General features: G+C 60.4%; 13 protein-coding genes. 11 read left to right on the top strand and 2 right to left on the bottom strand.

Annotation, left to right across the window (positions count from 1 at the left end):
• Nucleotides 1-10: 10 nt before the first annotated feature.
• The 8 genes from CFBP4996_RS19470 (at nt 11) to CFBP4996_RS19435 (ending at nt 10,721) form a co-directional block, all read left to right on the top strand.
• A complete protein-coding gene (locus CFBP4996_RS19470; RefSeq protein WP_080854143.1) occupies nt 11-1,012 on the top strand; it encodes an ABC transporter permease in 1,002 nt (333 codons plus the stop codon).
• 41 nt (nt 1,013-1,053) lie between these two features.
• On the top strand, nt 1,054-2,028 hold the full coding sequence (locus CFBP4996_RS19465) for a sugar-binding transcriptional regulator (RefSeq protein ID WP_059757988.1): 975 nt from the start codon (nt 1,054-1,056) through the stop codon (nt 2,026-2,028).
• Nucleotides 2,025-3,023 (top strand): aldo/keto reductase, encoded by a 999-nt coding sequence (locus CFBP4996_RS19460; protein ID WP_080854144.1) that lies wholly within the window; start codon nt 2,025-2,027, stop codon nt 3,021-3,023. The genes CFBP4996_RS19465 and CFBP4996_RS19460 overlap by 4 nt, the downstream gene beginning before the upstream one ends.
• 120 nt (nt 3,024-3,143) lie before the next feature.
• A complete protein-coding gene (locus tag CFBP4996_RS19455) occupies nt 3,144-4,865 on the top strand; it encodes a glycerol-3-phosphate dehydrogenase/oxidase (RefSeq protein WP_080854145.1) in 1,722 nt (573 codons plus the stop codon).
• Between the two features lie 2 nt (nt 4,866-4,867).
• Nucleotides 4,868-5,710, top strand: a complete 843-nt coding sequence (locus CFBP4996_RS19450) for a class I fructose-bisphosphate aldolase (RefSeq protein ID WP_080854853.1) — start codon at nt 4,868-4,870, stop codon at nt 5,708-5,710.
• Nucleotides 5,703-7,202 carry an FGGY-family carbohydrate kinase gene (locus CFBP4996_RS19445; protein ID WP_162936061.1) on the top strand — a complete coding sequence of 500 codons (1,500 nt, stop codon included), beginning with the start codon at nt 5,703-5,705 and terminating at the stop codon, nt 7,200-7,202. The genes CFBP4996_RS19450 and CFBP4996_RS19445 overlap by 8 nt, the downstream gene beginning before the upstream one ends.
• 283 nt (nt 7,203-7,485) lie before the next feature.
• The gene (locus CFBP4996_RS19440) at nt 7,486-9,690 is read left to right on the top strand and encodes a methyl-accepting chemotaxis protein (protein ID WP_080854146.1); all 2,205 of its coding nucleotides are present in this window, start codon (nt 7,486-7,488) and stop codon (nt 9,688-9,690) included.
• Between the two features lie 125 nt (nt 9,691-9,815).
• Nucleotides 9,816-10,721, top strand: coding sequence for a LysR substrate-binding domain-containing protein (locus CFBP4996_RS19435; protein WP_080854147.1), 906 nt, complete (start codon nt 9,816-9,818; stop codon nt 10,719-10,721).
• Between the two features lie 63 nt (nt 10,722-10,784).
• On the opposite strand, the gene CFBP4996_RS19430 is transcribed toward CFBP4996_RS19435, so the two are convergent.
• Together CFBP4996_RS19430 and CFBP4996_RS19425 are read right to left on the bottom strand one after the other, a co-directional pair.
• Nucleotides 10,785-11,477 (bottom strand): SDR family NAD(P)-dependent oxidoreductase, encoded by a 693-nt coding sequence (locus tag CFBP4996_RS19430; RefSeq protein ID WP_080854148.1) that lies wholly within the window; start codon nt 11,475-11,477, stop codon nt 10,785-10,787.
• A gap of 10 nt (nt 11,478-11,487) precedes the next feature.
• Nucleotides 11,488-12,690, bottom strand: a complete 1,203-nt coding sequence (locus CFBP4996_RS19425) for a pyridoxal phosphate-dependent aminotransferase (protein WP_035225097.1) — start codon at nt 12,688-12,690, stop codon at nt 11,488-11,490.
• A 430-nt stretch (nt 12,691-13,120) separates the two neighbouring features.
• Between CFBP4996_RS19425 and CFBP4996_RS19420 the strand changes: the two genes are divergently transcribed.
• The 3 genes from CFBP4996_RS19420 to CFBP4996_RS19410 are packed head-to-tail and all read left to right on the top strand — an operon-like array spanning nt 13,121 to nt 15,955.
• A complete protein-coding gene (locus CFBP4996_RS19420; protein ID WP_080854149.1) occupies nt 13,121-14,053 on the top strand; it encodes an ABC transporter permease in 933 nt (310 codons plus the stop codon).
• Nucleotides 14,050-14,853 carry an ABC transporter permease gene (locus tag CFBP4996_RS19415; protein ID WP_003519698.1) on the top strand — a complete coding sequence of 268 codons (804 nt, stop codon included), beginning with the start codon at nt 14,050-14,052 and terminating at the stop codon, nt 14,851-14,853. Before CFBP4996_RS19420 ends, CFBP4996_RS19415 begins: the two co-directional genes overlap by 4 nt.
• A gap of 25 nt (nt 14,854-14,878) precedes the next feature.
• Nucleotides 14,879-15,955 carry an ABC transporter substrate-binding protein gene (locus CFBP4996_RS19410; protein ID WP_080854150.1) on the top strand — a complete coding sequence of 359 codons (1,077 nt, stop codon included), beginning with the start codon at nt 14,879-14,881 and terminating at the stop codon, nt 15,953-15,955.
• The last annotated feature ends 6 nt before the right edge of the window (nt 15,956-15,961 follow it).

The raw sequence follows: 15,961 nt of genomic DNA, 5'->3' as shown, positions 1-15,961 counted from the left end.
GAGCGGGAAAATGGCAACATCGGAAACACCTTCGGGCATAGCTGAGACGGCGGTTCGCCGCACCGCCTGGTGGGAGCCGGCGCTCAAGGCGCGGGAAACCGGGCTGATCGTCATCATCCTCGCGCTTTTTGCGGTGATGTCTTTCATATCCCCGTATTTCCTGACCGTGGACAATCTGCGGGCCATGGCCATGGTCTTCGCCATCGAAAGCATCGTCGTGGTGGGCATGACGATCCTGCTGATCTCTGGCGGTATCGACCTTTCGGTCGGCTCCGTCACCGCACTTGCGATGGTGGCGGCTGGCTGGCTGTTCCTCAATGGCGTCGACCCATGGGTGGCGGCGGGGCTGGCGATCTGCCTTACGACCTTGATCGGCATGGCCATGGGATTCCTGACGACGGTGATCGGCCTGCATCATTTCATCGTGTCGCTGGGCGTCATGGTGATAGCGCGCGGTGTGTGCCTGCTGGCGACGGGCGGGCGGCCGCTTGGGCTCTATTCCCTGCCGCCGGAATTCAAGTTCATCGGTCAGGGGGCGCTTGGCGGCATTCCGCTGGTGCTGATTATCTTCGCGGCGGTGGTTGTCGTTTTCGATCTGCTGCTGCGACGCACGACCGCCTTCCGCAAAGTGTTCTATACCGGCAGCAATCCGAAGGCCGCGGCCTATTCCGGTATCCGCGTCGGCCGGGTGGTGTTTGCCACCACCACGCTTTGTTCGATGTTGTGCGGTGTTGCAGGCGTTATCTACATGGCCCGCTTCGGTTCTGCCCAGCCCAGCTTCGGCGTCGGCATGGAACTTAACGTGATCGCGGCGGCGGTCATCGGTGGCGCGAGCCTTTCGGGCGGCTCGGGCACCATTCTCGGCGCGATCCTTGGGGCGATCCTTCTTTCGGTGGTTTCCAGTTCGCTTGCCTTGCTCAATGTGTCTGTCTACTGGCAGGACATCATCAGGGGCAGCATATTGCTGACTGCGGTCCTGTTCGACCACTATCTGGTCAGGCGCCGCCGTTGAGCGCCCTTCGCTCGCCCGAGGGTAACTGGAGAAAGACGACCATGCTGGATATCAAGGACGATTTCGATCAACAGAGACAGATGTATTCCGTCCTGGTGCTGCATTTCATCGAGGGTGTGAAGCAGTCGGAAATCGCCGAGCGGCTCAATCTTTCCCATACCAAGGTGAACCGCATGATTGCGGCCGGCCGCAAGGCGGGCATGGTGAAGATCACCATCGCCAGTCCCTATCAGAGGCTGGTGGACCTCGAAAACGAGATCACCCGCCGTTTCGGCCTCAGGCAGTCGGTGGTGACGCCGACGGTCTCCGATAATCCGGAAACCGCCTTGCAGATGGTGGGTCGGGTGGCCGCCAACCACTTGCTGGAGACCATTCGTGACGGCGATGTGATCGCGATTACCGGCGGCAAGGCGGTGAGTGCCGTTGTCGACAATCTGGAGGCGGAGCGTCGTTTCGATGTGCGGGTGGTGCCGCTGACCGGTGGCGTGCAGGGCAAGCACTATACGGATGTCAATCATCTCGCCACGCAACTGGCGGAGAAGCTCGGCGGCAGCGCATCGCTCGTTCATGCACCGTTGTTTGCTGAGGATGAGGAACAGCGCGATCTGCTGATGAATGTCGCATCGATCCGCGAGGTCTTCGATCTGGCCCGGCAGGCGCAGGTGGCGCTGGTCGGCATCGGCTCCGTGGAGGCTCCGGGCTCCGGCTATTACGATCTTCTGCCGGATGCGGCCCGTGGCGGGCAGGCGCTGGTGGATGCGGGCATTGCCGGCGAGTTTCTCGCCCATCTCACCATGGCGGACGGGCAGCTGGCGCGCATCGATCTCAACTCGCGCGTGGTGGCGCTGGACCCCGGGCAGCTTGCCCGGTGCCCGAATATCATCGGTGTGGCGGCAGGCGCCATCAAGGCCGGACCGGTGGCGGCCACGCTTGCCGGCCGCTATCTGACCTCGCTCGTCGTGGACGAGGCGATAGCCGGCTATTTACTGGATCATGAAGGAGGGGAAACCGCGTGACGGACAATGCAATATTGACCCGGACGATCGGCAGAAGCGGCATCGACGCATCCGCCGTGGGGCTTGGCACCTGGGCCATCGGCGGCTGGATGTGGGGCGGCACCGACGAGCGGCAATCCATCGCCGCCATACAGGCCTCCATCGATGCGGGTATTTCCCTGATCGATACGGCACCGGCCTATGGCATGGGGCTTGCGGAAACCATCGTTGGCAAGGCAATTGCCGGCAGGCGCGAGAAGGTGGTGCTGGTCAGCAAATGCGGGCTGGTCTGGCATGTGAATGAGGGTGCCTATTTCTTCCATCAGGATGGCAAGCCTGTTCACCGTTATCTCGGTGCCGCTTCCATCCGGCATGAGGTCGAAGAGAGCCTGAAACGGCTCGGAACCGACTATATCGATCATTACGTGACCCATTGGCAGGACGCCACGACGCCGATTGCCGAAACGGTCGGGGCTTTGGTGCGGCTGAAGGAGGAGGGGAAGATCCGCTCCATCGGGGCAAGCAACGTCTCGCCCGGCGATCTCGAAGCCTATATCGCCACCGGCGCGCTGGATGCCATTCAGGAAGAATATTCCATGGTGAAGCGCGATATCGAGACGACGCTGCTACCGCTTTGCCGAAAGAATGATGTCTCGGTTCTCAGCTATTCGTCGCTGGCGCTCGGTCTCCTCTCGGGCAAGGTCGGGCCTGAACGGGTCTTTGCAGAAGACGACCAGCGCCACGGCAACCCGCGCTTCAGCCAGGCGAACCGTCAGAAAATCGCGCGGTTGATGGGCGTGCTGGAACCGGTGGCGGCTGCCCATGGAGCTTCGGTCGCACAGGTGGTGATTGCCTGGACGATTGCCCAACCGGGCATAACATTCTCGCTGTGCGGCGCGCGCGATCCGGCTCAGGCGGTCGAAAACGCCGCGGCCGCACGTCTTCGCCTCACGGAGAGTGAGCTGGCGCTCATCACCGCCGGTGTCGCGGAGCATCTTGTGGGGCTCGATACCTGATTATGTAGGCTGAGACGGGACTTCAGGCGAACAGCGCATCATTTTCGTCCCGTCTCTCACGTCGCTTTAAACGGTCAACAACATTGGGACGCTGGTCATCCGCCAGCGAACGGTATTTCTATGCCCAGTTTTCGCGAGGACGCTCTGCGCCGCATCCGGCACGATGGTGATTTCGATGCCGTCGTTATCGGCGGCGGCATCAACGGAATTGCCGCCTATCGCGATCTCGCCTTGCAGGGGCTGCGGGTGCTGCTGGTGGAGCGCAACGATTTCTCCTCCGGTTGCAGCGCCGCGCCCTCACGCATGATCCATGGTGGCCTGCGTTATCTCGAAAACGGTGAATTCGGCCTCGTGGCAGAATCTTTGCGGGAGCGGGATGCGCTTCTCAGGCTCGCGCCGCATATGGTTCATCCGCTGCCGACCACGATCCCGATTTTTTCGACTTTCAGCGGCCTGTTCAATGCCGCAGCAACCTTTGCCGGTTCCGGCGGAAAACCCGCAAGCCGGGGCGCTCTCGCCATCAAGGCGGGTCTGATGCTCTATGATTTCGTCACCCGCAAAAACCGTATCCTGCCCCGTCACGCGTTTCGCGGTGCGTCCGGGACTTTGCAGCGTTGGCCGGATTTGACGCCGGAGATCAGATATTCAGCCACCTATTACGATGCGTGGATCAGCCAGCCCGAGCGGCTGGCTCTGGAGCTTCTGATCGACACCCGTGCCGATGCGCCGCAAAGCATTGCGCTCAACTATGCGGAGCTTGTCCGTCTCGGCGACGCGTATCGTCTTCGGCCGGAGGGTCTGGATGAAGCCCTGCCTATCCGCCCAAGGATCGTCGTCAATGCGACCGGCGCATGGATCGACGAGACGATTGGCGCGCTGGCTGCACCCCCGGCGGAGACAGCAAAACCGACCGTCTCCGGAACCAAGGGATCGCATCTGATCATTGCCAACGAGGCGCTTTTGAAGGCCCTGAACGGCCATATGATCTTCTTCGAGAATGACGATAATCGCGTCTGTATCCTCTTTCCCTATCTCGGCCGGGTTCTCGCGGGTTCAACCGATATCAAGGTGGATCGCCCCGAGCGGGTGCGATGTGAGCCCGAGGAACGGGATTATATTCTGGACGCGATCCGGCAGGTCTTTCCGCAGATTGCCATTACCCATTCCGACATCGTTTTCAGTTTCAGCGGCATACGCCCGCTGCCGCGCAGCGATGCCGCCTTTACCGGAAGAATTTCCCGCAGCCATTTCATCCATCGCGTTGCGGGCGATCCGCCGCAGCTATGCATGATCGGCGGCAAGTGGACCACTTTCAGGGCTTTTGGCGAACAGGTGACCGACGAGGTTCTGGCCTTTCTTGGACGCCGGCGGCTGACCGGCACCATGGACCGCCCGATCGGCGGCGGCAGGCATTTTCCCACCGGTGCCAGCACCCTGCCCGCCTTGCTGGCGGAGGAGTTTTCGATTGCCGGAGACCGGGCGGAGCATCTGGCCCTGGCTTACGGCTCCCGTGCCTTCGATCTGATGGGCTTTTGCCGGGATCGTGCGGATGATGTGCGGCTTTCAGAAAAATCGCCGATCACGGCCGCGGAGGTGGTCTGGCTGATCCACTTCGAACATGTCCGACACCTGACCGATCTCGCCCTGCGGCGCACGACGCTCGCCATTACCGGCGTCATCGATGTTGATCTGATCGACGCGATCCTCGCCGTTGCGGCCCGCGAGCTTGGCTGGCCGGCCACCCAGGCGGCGGCGGAACGCCAGCGGCTTATCCATGAGCTGGAGACTTTTTATGGGGTCACGCCGGCAATGCTTCAACACAGATGCAAGGAGAATGCATGATGATGCGGATTTCGAAAAAGGCGCGCATGAACCGGCTGTTCCGCAATGGCGGTTGCCTGGATGTGGCCATCGATCACGGGGTTTGCAACGAGCCGAGCTTCCTTGTCGGGCTGGAGGATATGGCGCAGACCGTGAACAGGCTGGTCGAGGCCGGTCCCGATGCCATACAGATGGCCTATGGGCAGGCGGATCTGCTGCAGCAGAGGCCGGAGCGCGACAAGCCGGCCCTCGTCATGCGTATCGACATGGGCAACCCTTACAATTCCACGCACCACAGAACCATGTGGTCGCAGCTCCAGAACCATCAGGACCCGATCATCGGTGCGCTGGAAATGGACGCCGCCTGCGTCGTCGTGAACCTGTTCATGCTGCCGGATGAGCCGGAGCTGTTTCGTCAATGCGTCGAAAACATCAGCCGCGTGCGGGCAGATTGCCATCGTTTCGGCATGCCGCTGATGATCGAGCCGCTGGTGATGCTGCCGAATGATGTGCGCGGCGGTTATCAGGTGGATGGCGACGCCGAAAAGATCGTCACACTGGTACGCCTTGCCTCGGAAATGGGAGCCGATATCATCAAGGCCGATCCGACCAGCGATCCGCATGATTTTCACAAGGTGATCGAAGCCGCGCGGTGCCCGGTGCTGGTGCGGGGCGGGGGGCGTGAGGACTTGCGTAACGTGCTTACGAAATCGGCGGCTCTGGTGGCCGAAGGTGCGAACGGGATGGTTTACGGGCGCAATATTTACCAGCACGACAATCCCAAGGCCGTCGTTGCGGCGTTGATGGCCATCATCCATCAGGGTGCGGGTGGCGAGGAAGCATGGGATATCTATAATCGTGGCTGACAAAAATTACATATTGGGTCTCGATGTTGGCAACACGGTCATCAAGGCCGTGCTGTTCGACACGGAAGGCCGGCAGGTTGCGCAACATGCCATCGACGGACAGTCGACATTCCCCCAGCCCGGCTATGTCGAGCGCGATCTCGAGGAATTGTGGCGGAACGGCTGCGAGGCGATCCGCCAGCTTCTGGTGAAATCGTCCGTCGACCCCCGCAGCATCCTGGCCGTGGGCTGCGCCGGCCACGGCAATGGCCTCTATCTTCTGGACAAGGACCGGCAGCCCCTGATCGGCATTCAGTCGCTCGACAGTCGCGCTGCCGACGTGGCGGCCGAGCTTGACCGGAAAAGCGGAGCGCAATTGCAGGCCCGTTGCCTGCAACGGCCATGGCCCGCGCAGACACCCAGCCTACTGGCTTGGGTGAAGCGACATGCCCCCGATCTCTATGCCCGGACCGGTACGGTCCTGTTCTGCAAGGATTTCGTCAATTTCCGCCTGACGGGGTGCCTTGCCAATGATATTTCCGATCTCAGCGGCGCGGGGCTGCTTGCCTTGCCGGAAGCGCGGCTCGACCGCGAGCTTCTGTCGCTTTACGATCTTGAGGACGCGTTCGCGTTCTTCCCCCGTCGCGTGGAATCGGCTGACATCGTCGGCCAGGTGAGGGGCGAGGCTGCGGCTATGACGGGGCTGTCCGAAGGCACGCCCGTCATCGGCGGTTTCTTCGATGTGGTCTCCAGCGCCATGGGGTCGGGGGTCATCAATGCCGGGGAAGCTTCCATCATCGCCGGCACCTGGAGCATCAACCAGGTTTTCGCGGACAAGCCGGTCATCAGTCCCGATGTCTTCATGGTCACTACCTTCGGCCGTGACCGCTATGTCAATATCGAATCCAGCGCCACCTCCGCCGCCAACCTCGAATGGTACGTGCACCGTGTTCGCGGCGACCATGGCGACCACGCCTTCGAGCGCTGCAACGAATTGGTCGGCTCCGTCACACCCCGCGCCGACGATCCGTTCTTCCATCCGTTTATTTTCGGCTCGCGGTTGGGTGCGGAATTTCGCGGCGGCTTTTATGGCCTCGCGGGATGGCACGGCGAAGGTCACATGTTGCGGGCCTTGTTCGAAGGCGTGTGTTTCGAACATCGCCGCCATATCGGCGTCCTGCGCGAAGCGGGACTGCCGGTGGAAAGCGCCGTGATGTCCGGCGGTGGTTCCCGCAGCCAGCATTGGCCGCAGATCATGGCGGATGTTCTGGAGATTCCCCTGCGTGTCGCGGAAGCCCGCGAGACGGGCGCGCTCGGCGCGGCCATTGGCGCGGCCGTGGCGATTGGGCTTTATCCTGATTATGAAGAGGCGGTTGCGGCGATGACACGGGTTGCAAATGCTTACCGGCCGGATGCTGCGCAAGTCTCGCATTATGGGCGGCGCTATGGTCTCTATGCAGAATTGACCGCGCAGTTGCGTGGCTTCTGGAGCGCTTTGCGGTTACCGCAATAGTCTCCGGCTTCGGCAGCGCGCAATCACGCGCCCGCATCAAGCAGAGCCCCTGCGCAGACAGAAAGTATCTGTGCAGGGATGAGGATATCGCGCAATAGTTTGTATATACTTCAATATTGCAACTTTATAAAGTATTGATGTTTTGATATGGCGCTTGAAAAATAGAATTGAAAGTAAATTTTAAACATAACTTCTTAAGCTCACTCTCCAGCCCGGTCGCCAACAGTTGCGCACGCACCCGTAACTCTCGCCACCGTCGCAGCATAGTTTTGGGGGATGGGACATGCTTTTTAAATCGACAACGGGTCGGAATATTTTTGCGGTCGTCGCATGCGGCGTCTTTGCGACGATCGCGGCCTCGGCCATGCTGCTTTATCGGTCCATTGAGGATACCAGGGCCAACAATCTCGAGCGTATGCGGCAGATCGCCCATAGCGAAGCCCTGGCGACCGAAAAGAATATCGGCGGCACGATCCATATCGTCAACAGCCTCGCCTCGGTTCTGGAATCGATGAAACAGTCAGGCGATGCCGACCGGGGTAAGGCCGATCAGATCATTCACCACATGCTGGCAAACAACCCCGATGTGCTCGGTCTCTGGACCGGATGGGAGCCAAATGCGTTTGACGGCAAGGACGCGGATTTCGCCAACAGGGAAGGGCATGACGCGACCGGCCGGTACATACCCTATTGGGTGCGCAGCGGGGGCAAAATAAGCAATACCGCTTTGACGGACTATGCCACCGCGGGTCCGGGCGATTATTATCAATTGCCCTTCACCCTGAAGAAAACGGTCGTCGTCGAGCCCTATTCCTATGCAATCGACGGCAAGGAAGTCCTGATTACCTCGATTGCTAAGCCGGTTATGGTCGATGGCAAACCTCAGGGGGTTGCCGGCCTCGACCTGTCGCTCGATGAAACAAGCAAGGCGCTTTCGACGGTGAGGCCCATGGGAACGGGTTTCGTCAGTCTCGTCAGCGGCAGCGGCAAGATCATCAGTCATCCGGATGCGGCGATCATGGGAAAAAGCCTCGCGGACGGCGGCGCGCAGACCGCTGGCTGGGATCAGCTGATTGCAAATCCCGGTGCGGAGCGCGAGATCACCGCGCAGGATGGAACGGCGTCCTTCGCCATCGCCTTGCCCGTCATGCTTACCCAGGACATGAAATGGTACGCAATCATCTCGGTGCCGGAAGAAACGGTGTTTGCACAGCTGCATGCCATGATGCGCGACGCCGCTTTGACCATCGTGACGGCCACCGCGCTGCTGGCCCTGGCGGGATGGTTCATCGCGCGGCGGTTCATCGGGCGCATCGCCAATATCATCGATGAGACCGCCCAGATTGCACAGGGAAATCTTCATCTGACACTGAAGGATATCAGGACAAGGGACGAAATCGGCGATCTTGCCCGCTCTCTCGATGTTCTGCGCGAAAACAATCGGCAGAAGGCCTCGCTGGAACAGGAGGCCGAGACCAACCGCACGCTTGGCGAAGAAGAGCGTGCTGCCCGGGAACGCAGGGCCGTCGATGAGGCGGGCAGCATCCGTTTTGCCGTCGACAGCCTGGCTTATGCGTTGGCGAAGCTCGCTGACGGCGACCTGTCCTGCCGTATCGACAATCCCTTTGTCGAGCAGCTCGACGCGGTGCGTGGCGATTTCAACGGCTCGGCCGGGAAATTGCAGGACGCGCTTCTGCGGGTATCGGAAAACGCCTCCGGCATCGACGCCGGCGCCAATGAAATCAAGTCGGCGTCCGATGATCTGGCGCGGCGAACGGAGCAGCAGGCGGCGGCCGTTGAAGAAACCGCGGCCGCCCTTGAAGAGATTACGACAACGGTAAAAGACGCCGCGAACCGTGCGCATGAGGCGGGCCGGCTGGTTTCCCGCACGCGCATCGGCGCGGAACGGTCTGGTGAAGTCGTGCGTCAGGCCGTGATGGCGATGGAGCGGATCGAGAAATCGTCGAACGAAATTTCCAGCATCATCGGCGTGATCGATGAGATCGCCTTCCAGACGAATTTGCTGGCGCTGAATGCCGGGGTGGAAGCGGCGCGTGCCGGTGAGGCGGGCAAGGGTTTTGCCGTGGTGGCGCAGGAAGTGCGCGAGCTTGCCCAACGCTCCGCCGCCGCGGCGAAAGAAATCAAGTCGCTGATCACCAAGTCGAACCAGCAGGTCGAAGAGGGCGTGCATCTTGTCGGCGATACCGGCAAGGCGCTCGATGTCATCGTTGCCGAAGTGCAGGAGATCAACCAGCACGTTGTCGCGATCGTGGAATCCGCGCAGGAACAGTCATCCGGCCTCCAGCAGATCAACGTCGCCGTCAACCAGATGGATCAGGACACGCAGAAAAATGCCGCGATGGTCGAGGAGATGACCGCCGCTAGCCACACGCTGGCAACGGAGGTCGATGCGCTGAACAGGCTGCTCGGCCAGTTCGAACTCGGTCAGGGAACAGGTGTGCATCGGGGGTCTCTGAAGGCGGCCTGACCGGACGCCCTGAGCGGCCGTGTCCATCGGCTCCGATGGGCACGGCGGGGAAATGGAAGATGGACTTTGTCTGCAAATTGAGCATCTTATTTCCTGCAAGCAAGTAATGGGATGATCAACAGCAGATGGATATCAGGCGCCTGAAATCGTTTATCACGATTGTCGACATGGGTAGCATAACAAGAGCGGCCGATGTGCTGCATATTGCCCAGCCGGCGCTCAGCCAGCAGCTGGCAAGCATCGAGGAGCATTTCCGCCAGAAACTGCTGACCCGAAGCCAGCAGGGCGTTGTCATGACCGATGCCGGCAAGGTCGTCTACAGGCATGCGCAGGTCATTTTGCGGCAGATGGAGCAGGCGCAGGCGGAGGCTCTGGAAGCAGGCGCTGTGCTTTCCGGCAAGGTATCCGTGGGCCTTGCGCCCTTCAGCAGCGCCGCCACGCTTTCGCTGCGTCTGATGGAGGAAACCAAGCGGCTTCATCCCGGCATTCTGCTGCACATCACGGAAAGCGTCAGCCAGCCCTATAGCCAGATGATCATGAACGGCCGTCTGGAAATGGGTTTGATCCACGGCGTCGGGCCAATCCGGGGTGTCAAGTTCACGCCGCTGTTGCGTGAGGAATTCGTTCTGGTCGTGCACCGCAGCTTCGGCGTGGAACCGGGCGATGCGCCGATCACGGTCGCCGATCTGGCGTTTTTACCCTTTCTTCTGCCGCCGACCTATAATTTCGTGCGCCGCGCCATCAATCTTGCGTTCACCCGCAGCCGCAAGGATCTGATCGTGATGGCGGAGCTGGAATCGGTAAGGACCATAGCGCGCGGCGTGGATGCCGGGCTTGGCGCGACCATAACGCCCAAGGCCATCGCCGACCGCATCGTGGCGGAATCCAATGAGGAAATCGTTGTCAGGCAGATCGCCAGCCCGATGATCGAGGAAACGCTGTCCTTCTGCGTATCGGACAATACGCCGCTCTCCGAGCCTGCGCTTGCCGTGAAGGAGATATTGCTGCAACTGGCGGAGACCCTGAAATAAAAGGGTCAGGCCGGTTTTAAGGCCACGCGCAGCATCGTTTGTCGGTGCCGCGCGTGGAAAAGATCAAAGCATTGCTTCCTTGCGGCAGTTCACCAGCAATTCGGCTACCGAAAGGTTGTTCGGCAGGCGAAGCAGGGTTTCCACCATTTCGGCGAGATCGTCCGGCTGGGTCATATCCTCGCGGCTGACTTCCGTTTCGCCAACGGTCATATCGGTTGCGATATAGCCGGGGCAAAGGGCGGTGGCGCGCACGCCGCTGTCCCACAATTCCTGCCGGATACCATGGGTGAGGGCAACGACGGCGAATTTCGTCATCGCATAACCCACATTCGACCCTACGCGGCGTCCTGCCAGCGAAGCGACATTGATGACCCTGCCCTGTCCGGTTTTTACGAGATGGGGAATGGCGGCGCGGGTTACCCTCAGCGGACCCTTGACGTTGATGCGCCACATCTGGTCGAGGCTTTCTTCACCCGCATCCATGACCCGGACTTTGGGGTTGATGCCGGCGCAATTCACCAGCCCGTCGATCCGGCCATATCTGGCGGCAACGGCCTCAACCCAGGCCTCCGCCGAGCCAGCCTCTTCCGCATCGTAGCGATCGGCCGAAAGCCGGTCCTTCACCGCCACGGCGGCCGGATTTCTCGCTCCCGCCGCGACGGTGAAACCGGCTTCGTGAAGCCTTTTGGCGACCGCAAGGCCAAGGCCCCGCGATGCGCCGGAAACCATGATGACACGGCCCCTTCCTCCCAACATGCTGTTCTCCCTATTTCATTCCATTGCAGAATTCGGCGATGCGGGCGCAGCCTTCGGCAAGGTTCTCCATGCTGGTGGCATAGGAAAGCCGGAAGAAGGGGCTCAGGCCATAGGCCGCGCCCTGCACTGTCGCAACGTGATGTTCGGCGAGAAGCGCCATGACGAAATCGGTATCGTTCTCGATCTTCGTGCCGCCCTTCGTCGTCTTGCCGATCAGCGCGGCAATATTCGGGAAGATATAGAAGGCACCTTCCGGCTTGTGGCAGCGAAGCCCCTCGATTTCCGAAAGCTTGCCGAGCACGAAATCGCGGCGCGTCTTGTAGATATCGGCGCGCTCTTTCAGCAGATCCTGCGGGCCGTCGAGAACCGCGACGGCGGCAGCCTGCACGATGGTGGCGACACCGCCGCTGTTCTGGGTATTGACGTTGCTGATCGCCTTGATGAGATCTTTCGGGCCGCCGCAGAAGCCGAGACGCCAGCCGGTCATGGCATAGGCTTTCGATGCGCCATTGACGGTCAGGACACGATCGTAGAGGCGCGGCTCGACTTCGGCGATGGTGCAGAATTCGAAGTCGTCATAGATCAGGTGCTCATACATGTCGTCGGTCATGATCCAGACATGCGGATGCCGCAGCATGACCTCGGCGATTTCCTTCATTTCCGCGCGGGAGCAGGCGGCGCCCGTGGGGTTGTTGGGGAAGTTGAAAAGCAGCCACTTGGTCTTCGGGGTGATGGCGGCTTCGAGATCTTCGGCGCGCAGGCGGAAACCGTTATTCTCCGGGCAAACCACCGGCACAGGCACGGCGCCCGCGAACTTCACGATATCGGCATAGCTGATCCACGACGGCGCGGGAATGACGACCTCATCGCCCGGGTCGCAGGTGGCCATGATGGCGTTGAAGATGATCTGCTTGCCGCCGCCCGCCACCAGGATCTGGCTCGGATCGTAGTCGAGATTATTGTCGCGCTTGAACTTCCGCTGGATCGCGGCCCGTAGCGCCGGCGTTCCGTCGGCGGGCGGATATTTCGTATCGCCGGCAAGGGCCGCCGCATGCGCTGCCTCTACCGCGTGGGCAGGCGTCGGGAAATCCGGCTCGCCGGACGACAGGCTGATGACCTTGATGCCCTGAGCGGCGAGATCGCGCGCTTTCTGGGTCATGGCGAGCGAAGCTGACACGGTGACGTTGTTAAGGCGTTGGGCGATGGTGGGCATGGATTATTTCCGATTGTAACGGTGAAGGCAGGCATCGTCGCGATGCCAGTGCATGACAAGGAGGTTACGGGAATTTTCCGCCGTTTCCCCAATACGACTTCGATGTGAGGTCATACGGGATTTTGATGCATCGCCGCCAAAATGGGGTGGGCAGTCCATATGCGTATGCGATGACCTCAGAGGAATAAAATATTATGCAGCCCGTCGGCTTAGCCCCTAAGCTTGGCGTAACAACAAGGGAACGACGCGTCGGGCAATGTTACCCAAAGAGGTAACCGGCGCGAAAATGCAGAAATATGCGACAGGCGCCGACAAAAGACCGGATGCCTCGACAGGGAGCACACCCAGCAAATTCTAGTCATAGGGCCTGAACGATCTCGTCCGGCTCAAAGCGATGCCTCGTGCCGTATTCAACGCGACGGGAGTATAGATGTCGGATATTGCGATCATGGAACCACATGCCCCGCCACGCCGTGGAGTTTCCGGCTGGAAAGCCCTCGAGCGTCGGCTGTTTTCGCCCGGCATCCTCATCCTGCCGCTGCTGATCTTTCTGCTGATCTTTTTCTTCTGGCCGGCGGTTCGGCTGATGAGCTTCAGCGTCATGACCCAGAATTCGCAGGGTCTGATCGGCTCCCCCTTCACGCTTGCCCATTATGTCAGGTTTTTCGAGGTCGATCTTTACCAGAAGGTGCTCTGGGCGACGATCCGCATCAGCCTGATCACCTCGGTTCTTGCGGCGATACTGGCCTATCCGGTCGCGACCGTTCTCGTGCGCGGCAATATCGTCACGACCCGTATCATTACACTGATCGTGATTGCGCCGCTGGCCGTCAGCGTCGTGGTGCGCGCCTATGGCTGGCAGCTCATTCTCGGCAACGGTCCGACCGGCCTCTTGAACTACGTGCTGATGAATCTGGGCATCATAGACAGTCCGATGGCGCTGCTGTTTTCGGATGCCGCCGTTATTATCGGCTCCCTGCACATTTTCTTCCCGATGATGGTGCTGCCGCTGTCCTCGGCTCTCGGAAAGATCGATCCGAATCTGCAGCAGGCCGCCAGAACTTTGGGCGCACCGACATGGAAAGTGTTCCTGCGGATCACCTTCCCGCTCAGCCTTCCCGGTCTGGTCGCGGGTTTCACGCTGGTCTTCTCTCTGGCCTCGGCATCCTACGTCATTCCCGCTTTGATCGGCGGTCCCGGCTCGCAGATGCTCGGCAACATGGTCGAACAGCAGGTTCTCGCGGTCTATGACTGGCCGTTCGGCGCCACCATCGCCACCATCCTCGTTTTCATCGTCATTCTGATCAACGCCGTCTCGATGCGGCTGCTCGGCGGGCGTCGTATCAAGGCAAGCGCGTCATGAACAACAAGCTGACCGGCACTTCCGCCATCGTCCTTTACGCGATCACCGCCGCCATGATGGTCTTCATCCTGGCCCCCATCGTTCTCGTCGTCGCCATCTCGTTTTCCGACAGCTATTTCGTCACCTTCCCGCCGCAGGGTTTCACCTTCCGCTGGTATGCGGCGGTGATGCAGAATGAGGAATTTACCGCTGGCCTCACCTTCAGTGCGGCGCTGGCGGTGGCGACCACCATCCTTTCACTGGCGCTCGGCGTTCCGGCAGCCTTCGCACTCTCCCGTGGAAAATTCATCGGCCGTTCGCTGATGAAAGGGCTGCTGCTTTCGCCGTTGATCTTTCCCGTGCTGGTGACCGGCCTGGCATTGCTGCAGCTTTTCTCCGGCTATGGCTGGATGGATACCAAGCTGAAGCTTCTCATCGCCCACACCGTCGTAACGTCGCCCTATGTGATCCGCACGGTGCTGACCAGCCTTCAGCTCGTCAATGTCAGCCTCGAGGAGGCGGCGCGCACGCTTGGCGCCACCCGCTGGAAAACCTTCACGCGGGTGATCTTTCCGCAGATCGCGCCCGGCGTCGCCTCCGGTTCGATCTTCTGCTTCATGGTTTCTTTCGACAATTATCCCGTTTCGATGTGGCTGGCGGATTCCGCGAACCTGCCCGTGCCCATCGTTCTCTATCGCCAGATCGGCACGGTCTTCGATCCTTCGGTCGCGACCATGTCCACCATCATCATCCTTCTGGCGGTGACCGTCGTGCTCGTCCTCGACAGGCTGGTGGGTCTGCGCCGGGCAATGGCTATGTAAATCAACAACAAGAGGGGTACCGGAAATGACAGACAAGACCATCATCATGAAACGGCGCAGTTTCCTGACAGTCACCGCAGGCGCGCTCGCCACACCCTATTTCTACACCGCGGCTTCCGCACAGGACCGCACCATGTATGTCGGCGTCTATAATTCGGCGCAGGGCGGGTTGATCAAGAAGGAAGTGATCCCGGCTTTCGAAAAGGAATATAAGTGCCGGGTGCTGACGACCGAAGGCGCGACGCTCGCCAATATCGCCACGCTGCGCGCCACCCGCGAAAATCCGCAATATAGCGTGATGTCGATGGACGATGTCGGCGTTCCGCAGGCCAAGGAGGAAGGCCTGATCGAGCAATTGCCGGCGGACGAAATCCCCAACCTCAAGAACGTCTATTCGCGCTATCTTTTCGAAGACAATTTCGGCGTCGGTTTTGCAATCTCGATTGCCGGCCTGTTCTATAATCCGACGACGGGCAAGCCGTTCGAAAGCTACGAACAGATGTTCGACAAGAAATATGCCCGCCGCATGCTTCTCAACACGCCGAAGAACACCCAGAGCGTTCTGATGCTGATGGTGGCGGCCGCCCTTGCGACCGGCAAGCCGCTGAAAGAGGCGCAATATGATACGGATGCCGGCTGGGCGAAACTCGCCGAGCTGAAGCCGAACGTGCTCTCGATCTATGACGCGGAAGCGCAGACGATGATGGTGGCACAGGGCCAGGCGGATTTCGGCGGCATCGAATATTCCAAGGCGGTTTATCCGCACACCAGGAAGGGCGTGCCGCTGGACATGACCTTCCCGAAGGAAGGCGCATTCACCGGCATCAATTCCATTGCGCTGGTAAAGGGCGGACCGCACCGCGATCTCGCGCTTGCCTATATCAACCGCATTCTCGATCCGGGCGTGCAGAAGATGCTTTCGGAAGCGACGCTGAGCGCCCCTTCCGTCAAGGGCATCGAGTTCGGCGCAGATACGGCGAAGTTCCTCGCTTATCCGGAAGCGAAGATGGAATCGCTCAACCTCTTCACGCCGGACTGGAAATACATCATTCCGCGCCGCGCCCAATGGCTCGAAAAATACAACCAGACCTTTAACGGCTGAGGAACG

This window comes from Agrobacterium leguminum (genome assembly GCF_005144435.2).
Taxonomy (GTDB): domain Bacteria; phylum Pseudomonadota; class Alphaproteobacteria; order Rhizobiales; family Rhizobiaceae; genus Agrobacterium; species Agrobacterium leguminum.
The sequence above is the reverse complement of the archived record's forward strand: the minus strand, read 5'-3'. Positions and strand labels throughout refer to the sequence as shown.

Coding starts and splice junctions, on each gene's coding strand:
- CFBP4996_RS19450 (WP_080854853.1), top strand. CDS start 4,868: ATGCGGATTTCGAAAAAGGCGCGCATGAACCGGCTGTTCCGCAATGGC.
- CFBP4996_RS19410 (WP_080854150.1), top strand. CDS start 14,879: ATGACAGACAAGACCATCATCATGAAACGGCGCAGTTTCCTGACAGTC.
- CFBP4996_RS19470 (WP_080854143.1), top strand. CDS start 11: ATGGCAACATCGGAAACACCTTCGGGCATAGCTGAGACGGCGGTTCGC.
- CFBP4996_RS19435 (WP_080854147.1), top strand. CDS start 9,816: ATGGATATCAGGCGCCTGAAATCGTTTATCACGATTGTCGACATGGGT.
- CFBP4996_RS19430 (WP_080854148.1), bottom strand. CDS start 11,477: ATGTTGGGAGGAAGGGGCCGTGTCATCATGGTTTCCGGCGCATCGCGG.
- CFBP4996_RS19425 (WP_035225097.1), bottom strand. CDS start 12,690: ATGCCCACCATCGCCCAACGCCTTAACAACGTCACCGTGTCAGCTTCG.
- CFBP4996_RS19415 (WP_003519698.1), top strand. CDS start 14,050: ATGAACAACAAGCTGACCGGCACTTCCGCCATCGTCCTTTACGCGATC.
- CFBP4996_RS19440 (WP_080854146.1), top strand. CDS start 7,486: ATGCTTTTTAAATCGACAACGGGTCGGAATATTTTTGCGGTCGTCGCA.
- CFBP4996_RS19465 (WP_059757988.1), top strand. CDS start 1,054: ATGCTGGATATCAAGGACGATTTCGATCAACAGAGACAGATGTATTCC.
- CFBP4996_RS19455 (WP_080854145.1), top strand. CDS start 3,144: ATGCCCAGTTTTCGCGAGGACGCTCTGCGCCGCATCCGGCACGATGGT.
- CFBP4996_RS19420 (WP_080854149.1), top strand. CDS start 13,121: ATGTCGGATATTGCGATCATGGAACCACATGCCCCGCCACGCCGTGGA.